Annotated in this window: 21 protein-coding genes; 7 read left to right on the plus strand and 14 right to left on the minus strand. The window is 48.4% G+C overall.

Going from position 1 to position 23908, the window contains the following annotated elements; genetic code table 11:
* Positions 1-9: 9 nt before the first annotated feature.
* On the minus strand, positions 10-2808 hold the full coding sequence (locus tag MKZ07_RS08470) for a P-loop NTPase fold protein (RefSeq protein ID WP_341025531.1): 2799 nt from the start codon (positions 2806-2808) through the stop codon (positions 10-12).
* Between the two features lie 283 nt (positions 2809-3091).
* On the opposite strand from MKZ07_RS08470, the gene MKZ07_RS08475 reads away from it, so the two are divergent.
* The 5 genes from MKZ07_RS08475 to map all read left to right on the plus strand — a co-directional run bounded on the left by MKZ07_RS08475 (position 3092) and on the right by map (position 8171).
* The gene (locus MKZ07_RS08475; RefSeq protein ID WP_341025533.1) at positions 3092-4120 is read left to right on the plus strand and encodes a hypothetical protein; all 1029 of its coding nucleotides are present in this window, start codon (positions 3092-3094) and stop codon (positions 4118-4120) included.
* 475 nt (positions 4121-4595) lie between these two features.
* Positions 4596-5690, plus strand: a complete 1095-nt coding sequence (gene xerS / locus MKZ07_RS08480) for a tyrosine recombinase XerS (protein ID WP_341027936.1) — start codon at positions 4596-4598, stop codon at positions 5688-5690.
* A 49-nt stretch (positions 5691-5739) separates the two neighbouring features.
* Positions 5740-6609, plus strand: a complete 870-nt coding sequence (locus MKZ07_RS08485; RefSeq protein WP_036695411.1) for a pentapeptide repeat-containing protein — start codon at positions 5740-5742, stop codon at positions 6607-6609.
* 142 nt (positions 6610-6751) lie between these two features.
* Complete coding sequence (locus tag MKZ07_RS08490; protein WP_341025534.1) at positions 6752-7378, plus strand: TetR/AcrR family transcriptional regulator; 627 nt, start codon at positions 6752-6754, stop codon at positions 7376-7378.
* Between the two features lie 43 nt (positions 7379-7421).
* Positions 7422-8171, plus strand: a complete 750-nt coding sequence (gene map, locus MKZ07_RS08495; RefSeq protein WP_036695413.1) for a type I methionyl aminopeptidase — start codon at positions 7422-7424, stop codon at positions 8169-8171.
* Positions 8172-8974: 803 nt separating this feature from the next.
* Here map and MKZ07_RS08500 read toward each other — a convergent pair.
* The 8 genes from MKZ07_RS08500 to MKZ07_RS08535 all read right to left on the minus strand — a co-directional run bounded on the left by MKZ07_RS08500 (position 8975) and on the right by MKZ07_RS08535 (position 15503).
* Positions 8975-10195, minus strand: coding sequence for a molybdopterin molybdotransferase MoeA (locus tag MKZ07_RS08500; protein ID WP_445670301.1), 1221 nt, complete (start codon positions 10193-10195; stop codon positions 8975-8977).
* A gap of 294 nt (positions 10196-10489) precedes the next feature.
* Positions 10490-10996: a DUF4178 domain-containing protein gene (locus tag MKZ07_RS08505; protein WP_036695414.1), complete on the minus strand. Its 507-nt coding sequence runs from the start codon at positions 10994-10996 to the stop codon at positions 10490-10492.
* Between the two features lie 38 nt (positions 10997-11034).
* A complete protein-coding gene (locus MKZ07_RS08510) occupies positions 11035-11445 on the minus strand; it encodes a DUF350 domain-containing protein (protein WP_036695415.1) in 411 nt (136 codons plus the stop codon).
* A gap of 126 nt (positions 11446-11571) precedes the next feature.
* Positions 11572-12240, minus strand: a complete 669-nt coding sequence (locus tag MKZ07_RS08515) for a PspA/IM30 family protein (RefSeq protein ID WP_036695416.1) — start codon at positions 12238-12240, stop codon at positions 11572-11574.
* Between the two features lie 68 nt (positions 12241-12308).
* Entirely contained in the window at positions 12309-12653 is a 345-nt protein-coding gene (lpdD, locus tag MKZ07_RS08520) for a prenylated flavin chaperone LpdD (protein WP_341027940.1), read from the minus strand.
* A 93-nt stretch (positions 12654-12746) separates the two neighbouring features.
* Positions 12747-13679, minus strand: coding sequence for a dihydroorotate dehydrogenase (locus tag MKZ07_RS08525; RefSeq protein WP_036695418.1), 933 nt, complete (start codon positions 13677-13679; stop codon positions 12747-12749).
* Positions 13672-14376, minus strand: a complete 705-nt coding sequence (locus MKZ07_RS08530) for a dihydroorotate dehydrogenase electron transfer subunit (RefSeq protein ID WP_036695419.1) — start codon at positions 14374-14376, stop codon at positions 13672-13674. The genes MKZ07_RS08525 and MKZ07_RS08530 overlap by 8 nt, the downstream gene beginning before the upstream one ends.
* Before the next feature lie 86 nt (positions 14377-14462).
* On the minus strand, positions 14463-15503 hold the full coding sequence (locus MKZ07_RS08535; protein WP_036695420.1) for an NADH:flavin oxidoreductase/NADH oxidase: 1041 nt from the start codon (positions 15501-15503) through the stop codon (positions 14463-14465).
* 179 nt (positions 15504-15682) lie between these two features.
* On the opposite strand from MKZ07_RS08535, the gene MKZ07_RS08540 reads away from it, so the two are divergent.
* Positions 15683-16582: a polysaccharide deacetylase family protein gene (locus MKZ07_RS08540; protein WP_445670276.1), complete on the plus strand. Its 900-nt coding sequence runs from the start codon at positions 15683-15685 to the stop codon at positions 16580-16582.
* A 218-nt stretch (positions 16583-16800) separates the two neighbouring features.
* Here the strand turns inward: MKZ07_RS08540 and MKZ07_RS08545 are convergent, their stop codons facing one another.
* The gene (locus MKZ07_RS08545) at positions 16801-17484 is read right to left on the minus strand and encodes a 3D domain-containing protein (RefSeq protein ID WP_036695422.1); all 684 of its coding nucleotides are present in this window, start codon (positions 17482-17484) and stop codon (positions 16801-16803) included.
* A 300-nt stretch (positions 17485-17784) separates the two neighbouring features.
* Here MKZ07_RS08545 and ppk1 point away from each other — a divergent pair, with 300 nt between their 5' ends.
* Positions 17785-19905, plus strand: a complete 2121-nt coding sequence (gene ppk1 / locus MKZ07_RS08550; RefSeq protein ID WP_036695423.1) for a polyphosphate kinase 1 — start codon at positions 17785-17787, stop codon at positions 19903-19905.
* On the opposite strand, the gene MKZ07_RS08555 is transcribed toward ppk1, so the two are convergent.
* From MKZ07_RS08555 to MKZ07_RS08570, 4 genes are all read right to left on the minus strand, one after another.
* Positions 19853-21379, minus strand: a complete 1527-nt coding sequence (locus MKZ07_RS08555) for a Ppx/GppA phosphatase family protein (protein WP_036695424.1) — start codon at positions 21377-21379, stop codon at positions 19853-19855. The two genes, ppk1 and MKZ07_RS08555, sit on opposite strands and share 53 nt — an antisense overlap.
* A gap of 108 nt (positions 21380-21487) precedes the next feature.
* On the minus strand, positions 21488-22210 hold the full coding sequence (locus MKZ07_RS08560) for an amino acid ABC transporter ATP-binding protein (protein WP_036695425.1): 723 nt from the start codon (positions 22208-22210) through the stop codon (positions 21488-21490).
* Positions 22197-22856: an amino acid ABC transporter permease gene (locus tag MKZ07_RS08565; RefSeq protein WP_341025539.1), complete on the minus strand. Its 660-nt coding sequence runs from the start codon at positions 22854-22856 to the stop codon at positions 22197-22199. Before MKZ07_RS08565 ends, MKZ07_RS08560 begins: the two co-directional genes overlap by 14 nt.
* Before the next feature lie 135 nt (positions 22857-22991).
* The gene (locus tag MKZ07_RS08570; RefSeq protein WP_036695427.1) at positions 22992-23816 is read right to left on the minus strand and encodes a transporter substrate-binding domain-containing protein; all 825 of its coding nucleotides are present in this window, start codon (positions 23814-23816) and stop codon (positions 22992-22994) included.
* Between the last annotated feature and the right edge of the window lie 92 nt (positions 23817-23908).

Genomic DNA, 23908 nt, shown 5'->3' on the forward strand with positions numbered 1-23908 from the left:
AATTATTTTTTAATGCAATGTATCCAGTGTTTTAAATACATGCTCTAAATCGTCTCTATACGTTGCAGTATAGTTTCTCGTATAAATTTTTCGTTCTCCAAAATCTTGTTGTTTTATCAACTCCCCATGTTCTTTCCAATAAGCAGACAGTTGTTCAACTTTTAAAACTTTTTTAAAACCTTCTAGGTTTGAAATGTACTCTAAGTTATCTCCATCATCACGATATTGTTGGAGATTCATCAGTAAATAATCAATGAAATATATATAACTTTCTGAGCTTGAATCTGGGTTAAAGCAAATATCAAACAAATACCTATTCATTTGTTCATTGATTCCATTGTTATCGTTAGTTCCTTTGATATCGTAATATCCACAACCTATACCATGGTCAATAATGGTATTCCCTAATTGATATATCATAAAGTTGATGATTGAGTTTTTTGAGATGAAAATCTCTTTATTACTATCATTTTGCAATTCATGATAATACTCAGAATATTTACCTGTTAATTGATTAAAGGTTAACTGTTCTATTTCGGAAAAAATATTCTTCCCTTTATCAATGTATTGCTCCTTGAACATTTTGAATACTTTTTGAGAAATCTCACGCATTTCATTAATAAGGCTATCTTTTCGAGCGTTTCCATGGTTAATCAAGCTTCTTGAAAGATTAAATACCTCTCCTCCACGGTCTTGGCAACAACTAAGTCTAAATGATAATAAATCGTATAAACCTAAGCCCCCCCGGCTTGCATCACCGACCTTGTCTAATATACCATTTTGAGTATGAATTCCTTCTCCAAAGATCCATTCAGCAATTTGAGAGATATTTTCAACATTATTCAGGAATCGTACCCCAGCTTTGTCCACCCATCCAAATCTATCAAGCATTTTCACGAGCATATATGGCAACCTTCTACGAAGTCCCCCTTCCCCATTTAGCTCAAGTATTGAATAATTCGGTAATACTTGTATTAAATAATTAATCACTTCAATTGCTTTTTCAACAGAATAATCACTAGGAGGGGCTGTGACTAATTCAGTCCATAGCTGCCTATGCAATTCTTCCCCATTTTTATCTGAAAAATCGCTATTTTGGAAAACGTCTTCTATTTTCTTTCCATTCAAGATACTTTTTCTCAGATTAACATAAAATATATAACTTTCTGTTTTTTGAGGTTCATAGCTAGTAACAATAAGCTTAATGTATGTTTCAAGATTCCTTTTCCCTAATGCTGATCCATTAAAACATGCGCGTGTAGAACTAATTTCTTTAGTAATTTCCACTTTTCCAAATCTTTGCTCCACTTCAAAAATCATATCTAAAAGAAACTTCTCATTCTCACTCAATCCCTGGATATATTCCTTATATTTATCTGAATTAAAATATAGTCTCTTACCATCCCCACCACCAAAATTATATTTCGCGGAAAAGAATTCATTTTTACCATCTGTTTCAGTATTATAAATTTTTCTAAATACTTTTGGGTAATTTATATAAATTAACATTAGATGGATAAAGTCTCCGGTATGGAAATCTGCATTTTCAATATCAGTTTCTTCTATTTGTAGTAATTTGATGGTATTTATAAATGTCTTCAACTTCCTAGCATCACCTATAAATGGAAGATATGAATGGAAGTCTAATGATTTAAAAATCTCCTTGAGCCCGTCCAACGACCTATTTATTAGCTTGAAATCTGATGATTTTTGCACTTCTTGTTTTTGAGATTCAATAAAATAGTTTAAAAGGAGGTTGTAATCAAGGAAAATACTAGTTTTAATATTAATAAATTTTTCAAGAAACTCAGATACTTTCTCTTTATCAAGTTTATATTGATCAAGCTTATTCAAGCTTTCAGTATCATAACAGAGGACATACGAAACATTAGGTATATTGAATGCCTTCTTTATTACAAATAATATCTCCATCATATTGGAGAAACTTATTCTGTCTAAATCATCAACAACAATAATTATCTTTTTATTTATACTTTCTATAACTGATTTTAGTTCTTCAAATGCCTTATCTATTGAATCATTACTAAAGGGGATGTTAAATCTAACTCCAAAAAGGGAATATGTAGCCTTTGTATCTTTTAAAAGCCTAGCATATTTTGAAACAAGTCCTTCAAGTTCAGGAGAATATACATGATTTTTAAGTTCGATAATCAACCCATTGACAAATTTCTCAAATAAGTTATCTCTATTCTCATATTTTAGAGGGGTAAAGTCAAAAACTATGGTCTCATTTTTCAGTTTTTCATCCCAATAAATCTTACATAGATTAATAAAAGTAGATTTTCCTGTTCCCCAAGGAGCGTCTATCCCATAAACCAAACTTTTTGAAGAACCTAAGTTATAAACACTCTTTGCAAATTTCTTTGCTTGAATATTAAACCCAAAATAATCATTTTCAACATCCTTTACTTCGCTATCATCCATAAAATGCGATTTCTTATCTTTACGAGATTTTGTTTGATTATGTAGTTGTAGCTTCCTTAAACGAACAGATAAAAGAAATATTAATGGCAAGAATCCAATTGCTATGGTTTGTTTAACGATAAAAGTGGCCGATAGCCATTGAATGCTTTGTCTATATAAATCCTTGCTAAACGTATCAAAGAAGAAAACAAGAAAAAAGCCAATCAAGAGGATAAGAAGCAAATCTAACCTCTGACTATTAATAAAAATAATAATCCTTTCCCTCTTATTAAATATCATTAATATTCCAGCAATTAAATAACATACAACTAAGTATCCACAATATGAATAAATCTTGATAAAGGTATACTTTTGAATTAACATGATTAACTAATTCAATAAAAAATAGTGATATCTCCCCAATTGCTATTCCTACTAAAAAAAACTTCATCAGAGTCCAATAAATATTACTTGAAACTCTAACATTAACGCCAGATCCCATACAACATCCCCCTTTGACTATTATAGTAATATTTTACCTCGGAAATTAGTACGTTAGCATCTATTATTTGGTTGCCAGTGTATTTTGAACTTAAAATATGAGATACTATATACCTAATACATTTAGAGTGGTAGAATTTAGGAAAAATATCTTGGGGGTTTAGGGTTGGATATATTAAGAAATAAAAACACTTTAACTGTTATAGGATTGATAATTTTGATGGGGGTAACTGGATGCAATGGAACCGAACAAGAGAAACATAATAGTTCTACCAAGATAATTGAAACTACTTCTACTAATGAAAAAACAAAATCTTCGATAGCCCCCGCTCCCCCACCTTCTACAGAGCAGATTAATCTTTATAAATACATTACTGAAGAAAAGTGGGCAGAAGCAAAAAAGTACACAACGGACATTACTTCACATAATGTTGCAGATTTAGAATTGTTAAAATCGTATATTGATATCAGAATAGAATTTGCAGAGTTAAGTAACAGTAATGATGAACTTAAATTGTATGAACCTATTTTGGCTAAGATAAACAAACTCAAACTTGAAGATTACTCTGGTGAGTTTAAAGATCAGATAACCAAATTTGTTGAAGTGTTCCAGAAGGAACGAATTGATTATTATGATTCGTTAACGGAAATCAATGAAGCCCTAAAAGTTAAAGAAAATAAAAAAATAGAATTGGATACATGGAACAAAATAAAAAATGCAATAAATCAAGGTGATTTTAATACTGTTATTTCAGAAACTGTAATGTTGAAAGATACAAATAAAGAATTTTCTGCCCTATATAATTTTGCCGAATCAGTTGTTAGTGGGCAAGATGGTGATGATGATATGATGTTTTATTATTTAAACGAAATTCCAATAGATTATAATGGAAAATTTTCCGACTTGATTTTAGAACAAAAGCTTCAAATGAAAACTAAAGAAGAATGGAAAGAAGATTATCTTAATCAAAAGAAATATAAATCGGTTAAATCTACAAGTGAGAAAGAAGCCGAATCAACATTTCCTACCCCCTCTATCGGAATGACTGCAAATGATGTTATTAATTCGAGATGGGGTTCACCAAAAGATGTAAACAAAACAATTACGGAATATGGAGTATCTGAGCAATGGGTTTATTCAAACTATAGATATATTTATTTAGAAGATGGGATTGTTACCACCATACAATATTAGTAACTCTTCTTATTAGCCTACTCACAAGTGGGCTTTTTCTTTATTTAAATTCGTTAAATCCAGTAAAAAAGTACATGCATCTGTAAGGTAGATGTACAAATATCAATCAAGAAAAACGCTTTTCAATTATCAACTTTTCAATGCATTTTTCACTTCGGAAAGTCACAAATAAAAAACTGATAAATTAAGCTTTTAGCTAGCATTATCACATGCCTTGACTCAAATGAGAAATCACAACTAGGTCACAAAAGCAATCAAAACGGCCTTCTTCTAGTCACTAATCAGTAATAATCAGTAAATAGAATTCTAACAAAAACCCTTTAACAGCAAGATTTCTCAGTGTCTCCAAGGATTTTCCAAGAGCTTTAAAATTAGCCTATATTATATGTCTCATCAGGAGCAAGGTTTGCCAGAAACATGGTAAGATAGAAGGACAGCCCTCCCCCTTGGGGAAACTATAAAGAAGGTGAAGCACATCAGTATTCAAAAAGCGGCCGACCGGGCAAACCTGGATCAGCGGCTGCCGCAAATGCCCTGGTTTGTCCAGCAGTTTATCGACTATAAACGGCCGGATTTGTCCCCCTCCACGCTGCTGGAGTATATCCGTGACTATGAATCCTTTTTCGGCTGGCTGCGGGGTGAAGGTCTGTCTGTTGCGGCCAGCAATGCTGACATCACACTCCTTGAGCTTGAGACCCTGCATATGGACAGCATTGTCGGCTACCGTCTGCACTTGTCCACCCGGGCTGAGAATGCCAATTCGCGGGTGACCGTATCCCGTAAGCTGTCTGCGCTGCGCTCCCTGTTCCATTACTTAAGCCAGATTGCTGAGGATGAGAACTTTTACCCGCTGCTGAAGCGTAATATTATGGCCAAGGTTGAGATCAAGCGCATTCACAAACCGAAGGATACCGCCGCCAAGCTCAAAGGTAAAATTCTGGAGGACGAGGAGCTGCTGGAGTTCGTAGGCTACATCTATGAAGGATATGGCACAGATGTGGAAGCCAATAAGCAGGCTTATTATTCTTGGCAGCTTAACCGTGAACGGGATGCCTGTATTGCCAGTCTGATCCTGAATTCCGGCCTGCGCGTCTCCGAGGTGGTTAATCTGAGCGTGGATGATATAGATGTCACTAATAAGCTGCTCTATGTATTCCGCAAGGGTCATAACGACGAGACCTTCAAGACCCCGGTCTATTTCCGGGAACAGTCGAAGGATGATCTCAGCTTGTATCTAAGCCTCCGCCAGAATAGGTATAAGACGCCGAAACGGGAAAAAGCCCTCTTCATTGCCCTGCCCAACGGCAGCAAAGAAGGCAAACGGATGACCAAACGGGCGATCCAGGAGATGATCATCAAATACGCCAAACGGTTCGGCAAGCCTTATCTGACGGTGCATAAGCTGCGGCACTCTTTTGCCACCGATTATTACCTGCAGAATGACATCTACCGGACAAAGGAACAACTGGGCCATGCTTCTACAGAGACTACCGAGATCTATGCCCATCTCACGGATAAAACGATGTCTGAGGCGATTGAACGCCGTATGGACAATGAACCGCCGCAGTAATCTGCATGAACCGCTATGTTAATCCTATTCATTTTTTGGAGGAATACATTTGTTAGACAATCATTCATTTTCTGAATCCCATACTACGAACCCCGGACTGCCGGAGCTGCAATCGGATTGTCTGAACTGCTTCGGACTATGCTGCGCAGCACTTCATTTCTCTGCTTCCTCAGACTTCGCCATAGACAAGCCTGCCGGACAGCCCTGTCCCAATCTGCGGGAGGACTTCCTCTGCGGCATTCATACTGAGCTGAGAAAACGCGGCTTCCGGGGATGTACGGTATATGACTGCTTCGGGGCCGGGCAGAAAATCTCCAATCTAACCTATGGCGGACGCGACTGGCGTCAGGCTCCCGAGACTGCTGGACAGATGTTCGAGGTTCTTCCTGTTATGCGCCAGCTGCATGAGTTGCTATGGTATCTGCACGAGGCACTGGCGCTGCGCGGGACCGAGACCCTGCATGATTCACTTATCAAAATGTTGGATCAGACACAGGCTCTCACCCTGCTCAGTCCGGAAAAGCTGCTTCAGCTCGAAGTGCCTGTGCACCGCGCTGAAGTCAACGAGCTGCTGCTGCGTGCTAGCGAGCTAGCGCGCACCGCTGCCCGCAAGCAGCTTGCCCCGGCTCCGAAGCGCCAGAAGAACTATGGACGCGGGGCCGATCTGATTGGGGCCAAGCTGCGCGGGGCCGACCTCCGTTGCCTCAGCTTACGCGGCGCATATCTGATCGCTGCGGATCTCAGCGGCGCTGACCTGCGGTTCGCCGATCTGATTGGCGCGGACTTCCGCGACACGAATCTAAGCGGAGCCGATCTGCGGGGCAGCCTCTTCCTGACTCAGGCACAGCTGCAAGCTGCGCAAGGCAGCCCGTCCACCAAGCTGCCAGAATCCTTAAGGCATCCAGAGCACTGGGCTTGAGATGAATAAACCGGATGATGTTCTATCCGGTTTTTTTGTGATGTTCAGCATATTTATTCAACGTTTTCCCCTTGCCATTTGCCTGCTGATGTTTTATATTGACATGACAGCAGGTCTAAAATAAACGAGGTGAACGGATAAGATGACTCCCCGCACGAAGGAACAGAACGAAGATATCCGGCTGCGGCGGCTGGTGCAGATCCGCAAGGCAGCAGCGGACGTATTTTTGAATAAAGGGCCTCTATTAGAAATCCGGGATGTGGCTGTGGAGGCCGGTCTCGGTTATGGTACGGTCTATCATTATTACAGCAACAAGGGCGATTTGCTTCACGACTTGTTATGGGATGCGCTCGACCGGGCCGGGGAATGGCTGAAGTCCCTGCATATGGCAGAGCCGGAGCTGCCGTTAAAGATACCGCTTGTCAGTTCTGCCGCCGGGGTGCGGCTATTGCAGCTATGGGCGGAAGATCACGCTATCTATCTGTTGTGTAAGCAGGCGGGTGAGGGATTCCCTACTCTGCCTGAAGCCCGCTCTTCCCCGCTCATTGCCGAGTTCCGCCGGGAGGTGCTGACCCCGTTGTCCACGTTGCTTGGCACCGGACTTACGGAGGTCTTAGTGTCTCATGAGCGAGCAACTGTCGATGCACAGCATGAATTGCAGCACACGGAGATGCTGTTAGCCGCTCTGGTCGGCTGTGCTGCATTGTCCCTCCGCAGAGGGCAGCTTAATGAAGATGCAACGGAGATCGTCAGAATTCTTAAACTATAAAATATTGAAACTATTGAAAGATTAAGGAGCGGATACACACAACATGATTATTCTTAAATCCCCCAGAGAAATTGAAGAGATGAAGCAAGCCAGCCAAATTGTTGCCGACTGCTACCGTGAGGTGTCCAAACGGATCGTACCCGGTATCACCACGCTTGAAATTAATGATTTTGTGGCCAAACATATCACCAAGCTCGGCGGCAAGCAGTTTACCAAAGGCTACAACGGTTTCCCTGCCGAGACCTGCATATCTATTAATGATGTGGTTGCTCACGGGATTCCATCCAGCAAGCGGGTCGTGAAGGAAGGTGACTTGCTGAAGCTGGACATTGTGGCGCAATACGGAGGTTGGTTCGGAGATTCATGCATGAGCTACGCTGTGGGTGAGATCGGGCCGGAGGCGCAGAGATTAATGCAGGTTACGAAGGAATGCCTCGACCTGGGCATCGCCCGGGCTGTTCCGGGAGGACGGCTGGGTGACATCACATCGGCTATCCAGCAGCATGCCGAAGCACACGGTTATTCGGTTGTGCGTGATCTGCTGGCGCATGGCATCGGACGAAGCCTGCATGAGGAGCCGAGCTACGTGCATATCGGCACCGCAGGCAAAGGCATCCGCCTCAAAGAAGGCATGGTGTTTACGATTGAGCCCATGATTAACGAAGGCACATACCAGATCTCCATAGACGATGATGAATGGACCGCGAGAACGGCTGACGGCAAACTATCCGCGCAGTATGAGCACACCATTGCCATCACCGCAGATGGACCGCTGATTTTAACGGCCCAGTAATCATTGTAGTCGACTTTAACACATAGGCTAGACCTTATTGTCCCCTTATGAATCCTAAAAGCCCTCCCGTTTCTGTCTAGGGACTGTCCCCTAATAGAATACTGGAGGGTTCTGTTTGTTACCTTTGTGACCGGGTTTTGCGGTTACGGCGTTGGATGCTGTCGCGCGATTGGGTGATTCTGCTTGTTGGGTGCTGGTTAGTGTTTTGAACTTACTATTGTGAATTTTTCATGTGTTGAATTTTTAAATACTTTTGAGTTCAAAGCAGCAGTTAGTCGGATGCTGTGGGCGCTGGAAAGATAGCAACTGTACTTAGTACAATAGAATGCGGTAATAACGGCTTCAAAATAGAATCTATTGTATTCCGTACAATCGAATGTTGAACAAAGGCCCTTTTTCATCCAAAACACACCATTCTAATGTATGAAGTACAATAGAATTTCATTTCACGGTCAACTATGCGTTTTCTATTGCAGAAAATACAATTAGTTACCTTAATCCATAATAACTATTATGAATTTTTCATATGATGAAATTAAATAATAAAGATTTAGTTGGTTAGTTCTTTGCTCGATTCTCGCCCATACGGGCAAATTTAGTTGTACAGACTACAATTAGTCAAGGAACTCCTTGCTTTTACCGTTTTTAATTGTACAGAATACATCTATCCCTGAAAGCTCGCCTCAAGCGAACCTCTTCCAGTCATTCATTCAGTCATTCATCCGTCCATCCATCGCCTCATCTCACTTCTAAATGAACTCACCTCTTAAGTTCTGATGCTCCCCAATTCATTTAGTCAAAACTCACCCCCAGATCTCACCCGGCAGCTTCAGCACAGTTACCTTGTCCCCGGCATATAATTGTCCGCTGTCCGGCGGGATGACGATCAGGCAGTCGCTGTCTTTGATCGTAACCGTGACGGATGACTCGTCTACAGCGGCTGGATAAGCATAGAGCACTGCTTCGCGGATCTCCAGACGGGCACGGACATAACGGGTGAAGCTGTTGGTTCTCTTATAATCTTCACCCAGCACTACTGTCCATTCCGGCAGATACGGATGTGCTGCCCCCTGCATCAGTCCGATGACCGGACGGGCAAACAGCTGGAATCCTACGAAGCAGGCGCCCGGATTGCCGGATAAGGCGAGCAGGATGCTCCCGCCGCGAACGGCTGCCGTAGTGACGCTGCCGGGGCGCATGGCTATTTTATTGAACAGCATCTCTCCACTCTGCTCACGGACCAAATCCCCCATAATATCATAATCCCCGACAGATACGCCGCCTGTAGTAATCACCAGATCGTAGCTCTCCAGTGCCATCTGCACCTTACTGCGGGCCAGCTCCAGATCATCGATGATCGCACCCAGCATCACGGGCTCACCGCCCGCTTCCCGGATTAGCGCCTCCAACATGGGAGAGTTGCTGTTGCGGATTTTGCCCGGGACTAACGGCTCGTCCACCTCCAGCAGTTCAGTTCCGGTAGCGAAGACAGCCACCTTGGGTCTGCGGCGGACAGGAACCTCCGCCACCCCGAGCGCTGCCAGAACAGCAATTTCGCCAGCGCCGATTAGAGTCCCTTCAGGAAGCACTGGATCACCTGTTCTAAGCTCCAAACCGCAAGGGGTAATATGCAACCCCCGCTCTTGCGGCTTACGGATACCGACATAAGTGACTCCGCCCTCCATCCGGCTCTCCGTAGCTTCCATCATAATCACGGTGTCTGCGCCGCCTGGAATCTGAGCGCCAGTCATAATGCGCGCAGCAGTGCCAGCCGTAATCTCTCTGGAGGCTACTGCGCCGCAGGGAATGACATCAACGACTTCAAGCCAGACCGTGTCAGGGTCCCCTGCCGCTAAAGTATCTGCCGCAATCACGGCGAAGCCGTCCATGCTGGAGCGGTCAAATGCCGGAAAAGGATGCGGTGCAGCAATAGATTCACCCAGATACCGCCCGCTGCTGCGATCCAGGGGTACAGCTTCCAGCGCAAGCAGCGCAGCATAAGGCTTAAGCCTGCCTTGCGCCACTGTAACTTGAAGCGCTGCGCGCTGAAATTTATCATTACTGTATTCGTTGTTAAATTCCTTGTTATTCTCCCTGCTATAGTCCTTGTTATGGTTCTCTCGGTTAATCACTGTTGAATTCACTCCTTCTGTTCCATCCGGTGGTTTGCTGCTCATTAAGCCAATTATGCCCCATTCTAACATGAAGACATGGCAAAAGGGATGCACTGGCCTGTAACAAGCGCATGCACCCCTTATTCAATCCCGATTCTATTCAATTGTCTGCTGCCAGCAGCCCTGCCCTGCTCCAGTTCAAGCTTAAGATGCGCGGATCACTCTTACGTCAGCCGAAAGGACACTTTCACCCTCATACAGCATGAACCGTCCATTCTGCCATTCCACGCGCAGCAGCCGCGAATCATCCGACTGGTATTGCCAGACATGCTGCTCCCCGCCGTTCATATAAGGCGTCTGCCCGGTAACGGCGGCATACCCTTCATATTCTTCCTCCAGGTAGAAGGTCCGGTCATCCAGCTCCAGGGTAGCCGGGACCTCGGAAGGACTGTCCAGACGCCCGTCTATCGGGTGATACAATCTGTATTGCAGCTCTTCCCGCTCTTCTATATACAGATAGGCGATCCGGCTCCCGTCGCGCAGTGTCAGTACAACTGCATTACGGCCGCTCGTCTTCGTCCGGCCCGTCACTTCATAGGTGACCAGGGAGACCTCACAGATATCTCCGGGAGACAGAGTCAGCATGCTTGCGGGCGCTTTAGGCGCCTCCGGCTTCGAGAACAGATTGCCGATTCTTTTCCAAAGACCCAAAGCCATCATCCTCCTACAGATTGGTACGTTAATCTTTCTTATCCGCGAATAAAGGCCGCAATAATCAATGCTCCGGTCACATGCAGCGAGCCTGCCATCAGGCCGTAGCCGACCTTGCCAAGCTGGGTGCCATGATCCAGTTCAAGATTCCCCCACCGGCTCAGGAGCTGCTCTACCGTCTTCTCCAGCACGAATAACAGGACAAAAGATACTATAGAGACTATAAGGGCGGTCCCGAGCCGGTTCGCCGCAGCAATGGATGCCGATAAAATATAGCCTTGTGACAGCAGCTTCAACACCAGCCGGGTAGTCACGGCCATATTCCCCGCCTTCAGCTCTTCCATATCATTATAACGGGTAAACAACGAATCCACGAGCATCAGCACACACAGCAGCACTGCGCCGCTGACCGTCCATACTACCATGGACACCAGGGTATCGAAATCCATTACTCCAGCCCCCGCTTGTTCATATTTCCTAACCGGTAAGACAAACATAAAGCGAAGGAGAAACCGCTGGTTCTGTCTCCCCTTCGCCTGTGGACAATTGCCTGAAGTCCGGCTTATGCCAATATGTTATTGTTTCTCGTATTGCTTCATCAGCGCAGCCAGCTCATCTTCAACCGCCTGGTCTTTGCCTAGCTTCTCGAACTCATCATCCAGCGATTTGTTGCCCGAGCTCATCTCGTTGCTGGCTTCTGCCTGTGCTTCGGCCTGCAGCATCTTGTCTTCCATCCGTTTGAGTCCGGCAGAAGCAGAGTCGGAGCTGAAGCCGCTCATCGCTTTGTTGATTTCGGTCTGCGCCTTCGCAGCGTTGTAACGGGCAACGAGTGTCTCCCGCTTGTTCTTCATCTGGGTAAGCTGTTTGCGCATTTCGTCGAGCTTGCCGCGCAGATTGTCGGCGGAAGCCTTGTTCTGGTCGAAGCTGGCCTTGTACTCTACAAGCTTGGCTTCAGCCGATTTCTTCTCTTCAAGAGCACGGCGGGCCAGATCGGCGTTACCGGCTTGAGCGGCTGCATGAGCTTGCTGATTACGCTTGTTCACCAGCGCTTCCTGCTCTTCGTACAATTGTTTGAATTTCTTCTCAATAGCGATCTGGGCAGCTACCGCTTTCTCGGCATCCTCCAGATCCTCCGTCATGTCACGAATGTACTGGTCGGTCATTTTAACCGGATCTTCTGCTTTATCAATAATCGCATTCACATTGGACATGGTCAGATCACGCAATCTTTTAAATATAGACATGGTTCATTCCTCCAAAAGTAAAGTTAGTGGTTCAATGGTATCTTTTACGCAGAGAGAAGAGGATCGTTTCAAAAATTTGTTCCGGTCTTCTGTAATAAATATTGCTCCACCTTATCATTCACAATATTTACGACCTCCAGGATGCCCTCTTTGCTCAGATCGTCATAGTGAATGCCCATCACAACCGTGACTGTCCGGTTCAATGCGGCAGCAGCCTTAAGCGCAATGGCTTCACTGATCGTATGCTCCTTATGATGGGGAACGGCAGAGGTCATCACCCGCACGAGGTCTCCGTCCATGTACGCTGTACTTGCGGCACCGATATGGCGCACACCCCCGGTAATCAGCAGCAGCAGATCACGGCCCACCTCGGTCTCGGATAACACAATATCATCAGGATGCACCGGATTCATTGGCAAGCTGAACTCCCCTCCCTTTATATTAACCATAGGCTGTAGAGATCTCTCATTCTGCGGCAAAAAGATCATTGTATACCGGCTTGCTGCCTATACAATACCACGGATCTCATCCAGTGAGGAAATATTCTCTTCCTCCATAAACTGCTGCAATTCTTCTACAAGCGTACTGCCCGCCCGCAAATTCATGAAGTTGTAGGTTCCAACCTGTATTATAGTGGCCCCAGCCATAATAAATTCAATAATATCCGTAGCCGAAGTGATGCCGCCCATACCGATTACCGGAATGGTTACCCTGCGGGATACCTGATGCACCATACGCAGAGCCACCGGCTTAATCGCCGGTCCGGACAGTCCCGCATAGAGGTTATTGAACACACTGCGGCGGCGGCGGACATCAATCTTCATCCCGGAGATCGTGTTGATCAGAGAGACGGCGTCCGCGCCCTCTGCTTCGCACATCACTGCCATCTCTGCGATATCCTCGGCATTCGGCGACAGCTTCACGGCCAGCGGCAGGCTTGTAGCCGCCCGTACCGCACGAACCACTTCCTGGGCTGCCGGAGTTTTGATGCCAAAAGCAATCCCGCCCTCCTTCACGTTCGGGCAGGAGATATTCAGCTCAATCATATCCACGGCCGGCTTTCCGGCCAGAAGACGGGCATCCGCATCACGCTGAATCAGTTCAGCACCCAGTACGTAATCCGCCAGCGTGTTGCCGCCAAGGTTCACGATACGTGCGGTATCCAGTGTCTCCCAATACGGAAGTTCCTTGGCCAGAAAAGCTTCTACACCAGGATTCTCAAGTCCTACGCTGTTCAGCATCCCGGAAGGGGTCTCATAGACGCGGATTCCGGGATTACCGGCTTTGGCATGAAGCGTAAGCCCTTTGCCGGAGATTCCGCCAAGCAGTGAAACATCATATAACCGGCCATATTCACGGCCGAAACCGAAGGTGCCGGAAGCCATCACAATCGGGTTCTTGAAGGATACACCGGCAATCGTTGCAGTTGTATTAATCATGGAATAATACCTCCTCAGCCAGGAAGACAGGACCGTCTGCACAGGCTTTGCGCTGCCCGTCCTTGCAGGAGACGCTGCAGACCAGACAAGCGCCGATGCCGCAGGCCATCCTGTTCTCCAGGGACAGATAGACGTCTGGGCGCTTACCTGCGGTATCTAGGGCTATGCCCTTGAGCTGTGCAGCCTTCAGCATCGGATGCGGGCCGCAGACGAAGATATTGTCATACGCCGAGAAATCCACGCTGTCCAGGATCAGTCCGCCTACATCGACGGTCAGCTCAGCAGCCAGAGGACGGAAGGCTTCAGTACGGAATGGCTCACGGCTGAAGCCGAGATAGATATCGCTTCGCGGAAGCTTCTGCGCACAATAATACAGCGGAGCAATTCCGATCCCCCCGCCCACTAACGCAACCTTACCTTCTACCTGCGGGAAGCCTGTACCGAACGGCCCCTCCAGCTCCACCGGATCGCCCGGATTCAATCCGGCAAGGATCTCAGTACCCTCGCCTACTATGTGATACAAGAATTCAACACCGTTATCATTCACCTGATGTATGCTAAGGGGTCTTGACAGCAGCGGATAGGCTCCCCATGCCCGCAGCATGTAGAACTGACCCATCTCCCCGCTGTTCCCCCCTTCAACTACCAGGTGGTATACTCCTTCAGCCAGCCGCTCATTACTAATCACCGTCGCCACGTTATCAAGCTCCTTCAAATTTAATCTTATTAACCATGCCTTAGAAGGAACTTAAAATCTGTGACATTATTCACAAATGATGCCCTCTATTTCTTGTTCCAGATTCCGCGCACATAGGGTGCGGGCAGATCGGACGAATCAATTCCGCCCAGCGCCTCAGCAGCATGAAGCGTCCAGTACGGGTCACTGAGCAGGCCTCTGCCTACAGCTACAAGCTCTGCCTTCGCTTCCGTTATCACAGCCTGCGCTTCCTCATAGGACTCCAGGCGTCCTACAGCGATAACGGGGACCTGTAATCCACTGCGTATGTACTCGGCAAGCTCCACCTGATAAGCTGATCCTGCATTAGGGCCGCCATTCGAGCCTATCGGCCCCTCCCCGCCCGAGGATACATGGAACAGGTCTACGCCTGCATCCTTATAGCGGCGGCAGAATTCCAGCGCATAAGCTTCATCATAACCGCCCTCCACATATTCCTTGGCGGACACCCGCATGATTAGCGGCATCTCAGCCGGCAGTACCTCACGCACTGCCTCTACCACCTGTTCCCCGAACAAGATGGGGTCTTGGCCATACTCATCATCCCGGACGTTGGAGAGCGGGGAATGGAACTGGTGGATGAGGTATCCATGGGCTCCATGCAGCTCGACAGTATCGAATCCCGCTTCAACCGCGCGCCGCGCCGCTTCCCGGAAGGCGATAATCAGCTCCGCAATCTCTTCACGGCTAAGCTCCTTGGGCATAGCATAGTTGCCGTCGAACGGAATCGCTGAAGGAGCAACCGGCGGGGCGGCATCGACAGCTTTGCGACCGGCATGACCGAGCTGAATCGCTATCTTCGCTCCAAAGGCATGAACGGCCTCCGTTAACCGCTTGTACGCCGGAATCTGTCCATCGTCCCAGATCCCGGTGTCCTGATTGGTGATCCGTCCATCGGGGTGAACTCCACTCATCTCTACAATAATAAAGCCTGTCCCGCCGACAGCACGACTGACATAATGCACATGATGCCAGTCTGTGGGAACACCGTCCTGCTTCTCAACCGCATACTGGCACATCGGCGGCATAACCACGCGGTTCTTCAGGGTTAAAGCCTTAAGTTCATAAGGTGTAAACAAATCAGCCATGCTTGTCTCATCCTTCCCGTATCTATGATCCATCTCAGTATACAACGATTTGGGAAAGTGATAAATCTTTGAATACTCTGCAGATGGTACGGCATCGGCATAAATTCACGGCTGCTTGGAAATAACAACCCTTATATTCTAAACTAACCGGACCCGTGGTTGGAGGAGGCATCGTCCTGATGAAACTGACAATATTCCGCCGCATTGTGCTGTTTATATCTGTCATTGCCTTGGCCCTGTCTGCACCTGCTGCTGAGCTAGTATCTGTCTCTGCAGCAGCAGCGGCAGATAGTCCTGCGCCAGTGCCGGCACAAGAGATCCTGCCATCTTCCCGGCCCCGAGCTTCTATTGAAGACGAAACGGCGGTGCCGGCCGGATCGTCAGCCTCCCAATCTTCAGTAAGCCGCCATAAAAAGAGCAAGGGCCTCTCCCTCAGCCAATTGCTGCGCAAATACCCGGAGACCCTCAAGACCCAGGGTCCCCGCCGTAAAATGATCGCTCTTACCTTCGATGATGTGCCTGATCCGCGCTTCACCCCGCAGCTCCTGGATGTGCTGCGTAAATATAAAGTCAAAGCCACCTTCTTCGTGGTCGGCAGCCGTGCGGAGAAGCACCCTGCCTTGGTAGCACGGATGATCCGCGAAGGCCATGCCATCGGCAACCACTCCTATAATCACCCCCAGTTCAGTAAGCTGAGTATGAATGCCTTCCGCATCCAGATTATCCGCACGGAGAATATTCTGCAGCTGCTGGCCGGATACAAGCCGAAGCTGATTCGCCCGCCGTATGGCGATATCAACGAGCCGCAGGTGAAGTGGGCGAAGTCACATGGCTATAAGCTGGTGAACTGGAACGTTGACTCGCTCGACTGGAGAGGACTGTCCAAAACCCAAGTCAAGCACAATATCCTCTCCCGGGCCGGCAGAGGGGCTATTATCCTTCAGCACGGGGGCGGCGGCAGAGGCAGTAACCTCCAAGGGACGCTGCAGGCGCTGCCAGAGATCATCGGCATTCTGCGGCAGCGGGGATACAGCTTCGTGACCGTTCCCCAGATGCTCCAGGTCAGCAAGAGCAAATAACCGCTTGATCATTAGAGTCCTAACAAGCGGAAACGGCTTTGCCGTCCTTTTTAAGGAAGGTATCGTTTCAGCGAGAAATATAAGGATAAGTTATCGTGTGTAACATATAAATTCTTATAATTTAAAAAAGGAAACAAAACCGGCGGAAGCTGCCTGGTTTTGTTTCCTTTTCATGATTACGTATTGCGCTTACTATGGTGCAAAGATTCATTATCGGTTTATTCAATAATATATAAATGTACATACTGATAACCGAAATCGGCTACAAAGCTCTGGCTGCCCGGAATAAAGATATCGATCCGGTTGCCCTTGATCGCACTCCCCATATCCGTCGCTGTCGCTACGAAGGCTTGCTTCGGAAGGCCCGGATGGGTATACCCGGTCACGAGCACCTTCGTTCCCAGCGGAATCACGCTCGGGTCAACGGCGATGGTTCCGAGCTTCAGCGCATTGCCGAAATAATCGACCGCTCCCCACTTGCCATTCTCGCTGGCTGCCGAGGAATAGGCGGAAGCTTTGACCTGCAGCACTTTGGCATAATTAAATTCTTTGCCCCAGGCTTGAACTGTGTTGGTTGCCGGCTGCACACTCAGGGCTTGAACTTCTGCTGCGTCCACAGCTTCTACTGAAGCTGCTGCAGTATTGGCTACTGCCACAGTCTTGGCTTGAACATCACCCGGAATGGTGAATTTCAGCCCGGGATAGATATTTAGCGCTGAAATCTGCGGGTTCGCATTCATAAGCTCATCAACGCTTATGCCATAATGATTGGATAGAGTATAATAGGTAGTAGTATCTCCAGCGATATGTACGCTGTCGGCTTGAACGGGAGCTGCGTGAAGCAAGGTGCCGAGTCCCAGTACGGCCGCCAGGGCGGTGATGGCTCTGATCTTGAGTTTCATGAATTGCCTCCTTCAATGGTGACGCCAGGTTTGTAAACTAACAGTAATGAATATATCACAACTTTGTAACCATTGGCTATGTTTTTGTGGCAATTGGAAATAATTATCCTAAATAAAGCGTTATCAAGAATGTAAATATTACATATTCTTAATCATTATTAAGGGACCCGGTATAAATATGCCATGTTTCCTGAATATTCGCAAAAATTTTACACAGTTTTAACATTTCTCACTCAAGCAAATAGTAGAATGAAAGAATACGATATCTTAACTAGACATTGAAGCAACCTTGGAGGGTCCATGAACGTGAATACAGATGAGAAAAAAATCAACACCATCAGTCCTGCAACAGCCTATCTTAACCGTGACCTCAGCTGGATCGAGTTCAACCGCCGGGTGCTCGGCGAGGCACAAGACCCGGAGAACCCGCTGATTGAGCGGGCTAAATTCCTGGCCATCGTGTCCAGTAATCTGGATGAGTTCATCAGTGTCCGGGTAGCGGGCATCCAGGATCAGATCCGGGCGGGATATACCAAAAAAGATTTCACCGGCTACACGCCCTCCGGCCTCTATAAACGCCTCAGCAAACGGGTCACCAAAATCGTCGCAGACCAGTATCGCACCTTCAAGGATATTTCACGCAGCCTGCATAAAGAAGGCATTGTGTTCGTTGATTATGAAGACTTAACACCGGCACAGGAGCAGTCGATTGAGGAATACTACCGTGATATTATTTTCCCTGTGCTGACTCCGATGGCAGTCGACCAGAGCCGTCCGTTCCCGCTGGTCCACAGCCAGTTCATCTATCTGGCTGTCGTACTGACACGCAAGAACAGCCAGGAGGAAGAGCCTTACTTCGCCATTCTGCAGATTCCGTCCAATCTGCCGCGCTGCATTCCCTTGCCGCACCGCGCGAACAGCAAGAAACGGCAATTCGTATTCATTGAAGATGTGATCCGCCATCATATTCAGACCTTGTTCAGCGGTTATGATCCGGTAGCCGTCAGTGAATTCCGCCTGACCCGCAACTCTGACCTGACGATAGATGAAGAAGGCGCAGAAGACCTGCTGGAGGAGATTGAGAAAGAGCTCCGCAAACGCCGCCGCGGTGTGCCTGCCCGTCTGGAAGTCCAGAAAGGCATTCATCCGTATGCGCTGGAGCAGCTGCAGGCTGAATTCGAGCTGGAGGACTTCGTCTTCGAAATCGAAGGCCCGCTTGATCTCGGCTTCTTGCGCAGCTTCACCAGCAGTCTGAAGGGCTTCAGCTATCTGCTCTATCCGCCTGTTGAGCCGATGTATCCGGCGGAATTCGATGAGAATGAAGATTTCTTCGAGGTGCTGAGCCAGCGAGATGTGCTGGTCTATCATCCATATGAATCCTTCGATGCGATGACGGATTTCATTATCCAGGCCTCCGAGGATGAGCAGGTGATGGCGATCAAAATGACGCTGTACCGGGTCAGCGGCAATTCTCCGCTGATTACTGCGCTCGCCAATGCAGCCGAGTCCGGCAAGCAGGTTACGGTGGTCGTGGAGCTGAAGGCCCGCTTCGATGAGGAACGCAACATCGCCTGGGCGCGTAAGCTGGAGCAGTCCGGCTGCCACGTGGTCTACGGTCTCGTCGGCCTCAAGACCCATGCCAAGGTAACGCTGATCGTCCGCCAGGAAGGCTCGGAGCTGCGCCGCTATGTTCATGTGGGAACAGGCAATTACAATGACAGCACGGCCAAGGCCTATACCGACCTTAGCCTGTTCACCGCCAATCACGAGATTGGCCTGGATGCGTCCGAGCTGTTCAATCAGATGACAGGCTACTCTGCCAACTACAATTGGAACTCCTTCATCGTAGCACCGACTAACATGAGCCTGTCGCTCCAGAAGCTGATTCTGCGTGAGGCAGAACATGCTGCCGCAGGCCGGCCTGCACGGATTATCGCCAAGATGAACTCCCTGTCGAACCAGGAGGTTATTGATTATCTGTACAGCGCAGCCCAGGCGGGAGTGTCCATCGACCTGATCGTCCGGGGAGTCTGCTGCCTGCGTCCGGGAATTGAAGGCCTCAGTGAGCGCATTACGGTACGCAGCATAGTGGACCGCTTCCTGGAGCACTCACGTATCTATTATTTCGAGAACGGCGGCGATCCCGAGGTCTACCTGTCCAGTGCCGACTGGATGACGCGTAACCTGACCCGGCGGATCGAGCTGATGTGTCCGGTCAAGGATAGCGGTATCCGCGATCAGATTGTCAAAATTCTGGAGCTGTCGCTGATGGACAATATCAAATCCAGCTTCCTTCAGCCAAACGGATATTATGAACGGATCGACGACAAAAAGGCCCCGCTCCGGAGCCAGTTCGCCGCTATGGATGTTACCCGCTGGAAGGGAAGCCGAGCTTTACCTTCACCGACCAAGCATTCCTGAAGGTTTTGAGCGCATTCTCAATGTCCTCCAGGCCAATTAGCACCTGTCCGCCCTGAAGCTCCAGATCCAGCGTATGATTATGCAGACGGGACTTCAGCCCGCTGACAATGCCGATCTCGGTGCTGTCCAGCGCGATGCTTAACTGCACTAATGTACCCAGCTTATGAATCCATTCCTCGTCGGAAGGCAGCAAAATGTCCTTATGCATCAGGGATAATTTCTGCTTCCGGCTTTTTGTGCTGTAAGAAGCGATGTACGCGCTAAGAATCAGCTGGCGGTGCGTCAGTCCGCGGATGGGTGAATTCATGAGCCAGTAGTGGGTGTGCCGCTTAGATTGATAATAGTTAATGTTGGAGCCTGTCCGGTGCAGCATAATCGCCACATAGACCAGCATCTCCTGCTCCTCCCGGTCCCCTTCCCGCTCAAAGGCCCCCAGCAGGCTCAGCGCCAGCTTGTTGATATGGTCGAGATGCCGCTTAGAGGTACGGATATCGAAGCGGATAATCGTATCCAGGCTGTATTCCAGCGCGCTGTCACGCACCGGCTGCTCGGGCTCCAGCAGATCATGCAGCATGCCCTCACGCAGGCCTTCCCCGCTGATCAGCGCCTGGCTGGCACCAATGTAATGATAGACGGTATGGAAAATAATCAGCCCGGACACGATGATATCCGCCCGGCTTTTGGACAGCCCGTCCAGGTCCTTACGCTTCTCAAAGGGGGTAACAGGCAGAACCTCCATGAACCGTTCGATCGTCTCGTTCTCCAGAACATAGCCATGGGAATTAGGCAGCGAATAATCGCGGTTCCGCTGATCGAGCTTCGCCAGTGAGCGAAGTGTTCCTCCCAGCCCGTATAGCGGAAGTCCGGTGCCCGTCGATAGCCAGTCATGCTCCACCAGCCTGCCGGTTACGTATAATTGCAGCTTGCGGATCTGCTCCGCATTCCAGTTGCCGCCCTGGCTGAACATCTGATTCGTGTTGACCGCACCGAACGGGAACGAGATACTCTGCTGATAACGCCGTCCTCGAAATAAGGTAACCTCGGTACTCCCTCCGCCGATATCAATCACGAAGCCGTCCTGGACGTCAAAAGCATTGATCACCCCAAGGAAGCCGAAATATGCTTCCTGATATCCGCTGACCACTTCAATCGGAATGGACGAAGCCTCGGACAGATAGCTGATGATCTCCGCAGAGTTAGCTGCATTACGGATGGCGGCGGTGGCGCCTGCACGGATTCTCTCTACTTCAAAATCATCGCAAATCTCCTTGAACTGCTGAAGAACAGGTATGATTGTATTCATATCCTTCTTCTCCAGCCGGCCTTCCTTCGTAATCTTCTCGCTCAAACGGGCAGAGTACTTACATTCCTTGATGATTTTGTAGCCGCCTGCCTGTGTCGTGTCATAAATTACAAGTCGTATGGAGTTGGAACCAATATCAATAATGCCGATCCGGCAAAGATCATCTCTCATCTGTATGTACTCCTTTTCAAGTAGATTGATCATTTGTATACTATATCAAACATTGTACACTACGCCAAAATAAAATAACCCCATGCGGTGGGGTTATTAGCCGGCTTTCTATAATACCTTGCTGAGAAAATCACGCGTGCGGGCATGCTTGGGATGACCGAACACCTCTGCCGGTGTCCCTTGCTCCACAACCACTCCGCCGTCCATGAACAGGATACGGTCCCCCACTTCACGGGCGAAGCCCATTTCGTGCGTTACAATCACCATAGTCATGCCGTTCACTGCCAGTTGCTTCATAACCTCCAGCACTTCACCGACCATCTCCGGGTCCAGCGCCGAGGTTGGCTCGTCGAACAGCATAACATGCGGCTGCATAGCCAGCGCCCGGGCGATTGCGATCCGCTGCTTCTGTCCGCCGGAGAGCTGGGCCGGATAAGCATCGCGCTTGTCCTCAAGGCCTACCGTACGCAGCAGCTCCATCGCAAACTTCTCTGCCTCTGCAGCCTGCTGCTTCTTCACCTTGAGCGGGGCGAGCATAATGTTCTGCAGCACGGATTTGTGCGGGAACAGGTTGAACTGCTGGAACACCATGCCCATTTTCTCGCGGGTCACGTTGATGTCATGGCGCTTCGCGGTAATGGATTGACCCTCGAAGCTGATCTCGCCGCCCGTAGGCTGCTCCAGCAGGTTCAGACAGCGCAGAAAGGTGCTTTTGCCCGATCCGCTGGGGCCGATGACGACAACGACCTCGCCCTTGTGAATATTCAGATCAATGCCCTTCAGGATCTCCAGCTTCCCAAAGCTCTTCCGCAGGTTCTTAACCTCGATCATCCGTGTTCAGCCTCCGTTCCAATATACCCAGCAGCTTGGATAGTATGAATGTCAGTACGAAATACATGATGGCAATAATAACATAGGGTGTTAGGCCCTCATACGTAATCGTTGTAATGGTCTTCGCCTGAAAGAACAGGTCTGCAACCCCGATCATAGACACGATTGAAGATTCTTTGATGATGGTAATAAATTCATTGCCGATGGCCGGCAGCACGTTCTTAATCGCCTGTGGCAGCACGATATAGCGCAGCGCCATCCCCTGCTTCATTCCGAGTGAACGCGCCGCTTCAACCTGACCGCGGTCCACCCCTTGAATCCCGGCGCGGAAAATCTCCGCCAGATAAGCAGAACTGTTGATGGTTAATGTAATTGCACCGGACTGGATCGGCGTAAACTCAAGTCCAAGCTCCGTTAACCCGTAGTGAATCAGAAACAGCTGCACCAGCATCGGCGTCCCGCGTAAGAATTCGACCCATGCGGTGGCGATAAAGCGCAGAATTCTCCATTTGGACATCCGCAGGAGCGACACCAGGATGCCGAGTACGAAACCGAAGAATACCCCCAGTACTGCAAGCAGCAGTGTGTACTGCAGACCGGATAAGAATAAATTGCGGTACTCATAAGCCATATCGAATAGATTCATTGCCCTCAAACCCTCCTCTTCTCAAAAAAATAGAAAACGGCGGATCACCGCCATTTTCTGCATGATAGAGCATGATCCCGCAGCCAGCTGCGGGCCTATCCTTGATCTCTGCTAACCGTATATGCGGTTCGCGTGTTATTTGCTCTCAGCAAGCTCGCTTGCTGCCGCTACGAATTCATCAATCTTGCCTTCGGAGTTCAGGCGTCCGAGTGTCTTATTCACTTGATCGAGCAGCTCGGTGTTGCCCTTCTTCACGCCGATGACATAACCGTCATCTTCAACCTCCGGCTTGGCATCGGTGATCACGAGGCCCTTGACGTTCTTCACAAAGGACTTGGCCACAGGTCCTTCCATGATGGAAGCATCCACCCGGTTCGACTGCAGCTGCAGGACGATTTCGGAGATTTTGCTGAGGGAGGTCAGCTGTGCGCCTTCGATGCCCTTAGCGATACCCTCCTGAATGGAACCGGTCTGAATTCCGATCTTGGCGCCCTTCAGTGCGTCCATGGTAGCGAATTTGTCCTTATCGGCTTCACGCACTACGACAGCCTGCTCTGCCTTATAGTAGATGTCCGAAAGGCCTACGGCTTCAGCGCGTTCCGGCGTGGGGCTAAGTCCCGAAATGACCATATCGATCCGGCCGCTTGCCAGCTCATTCAGCAAAGAGTCGAACGGAAGATCCTTAATCTCCAGCTCCTGGCCCAGATCAGCGGCGATCTCCTTGGCAATCTCGATATCGAAACCAACAATCGTATCATTGCCTTCAACCATCTTGTGGAATTCATATGGAGGAAAGTCTGCGCTTGTGCCCATAATCAGCTTCTTAGCCGGCGCTTCTGTGCTTGCAGCACCGCCATTCCCGCTTGCTGCGGTATTGTTCTTATCGTTATTGGAGCCGCATCCGGCTAGCAGTCCTGCTGCCAGCAGCAGTCCCATAGAAAGTTTACCCCATTTGTTCATTTGTCCCGTCTCCCCTATTCTATTTATGTTCTCTCTACTGTTCCGTCTCATTGACCGATTTATTATAAATCACTTCGCATGAATATGCAAAG

This window comes from Paenibacillus sp. FSL P4-0338, from assembly GCF_038002365.1.
Classification (GTDB): domain Bacteria; phylum Bacillota; class Bacilli; order Paenibacillales; family Paenibacillaceae; genus Paenibacillus_AQ.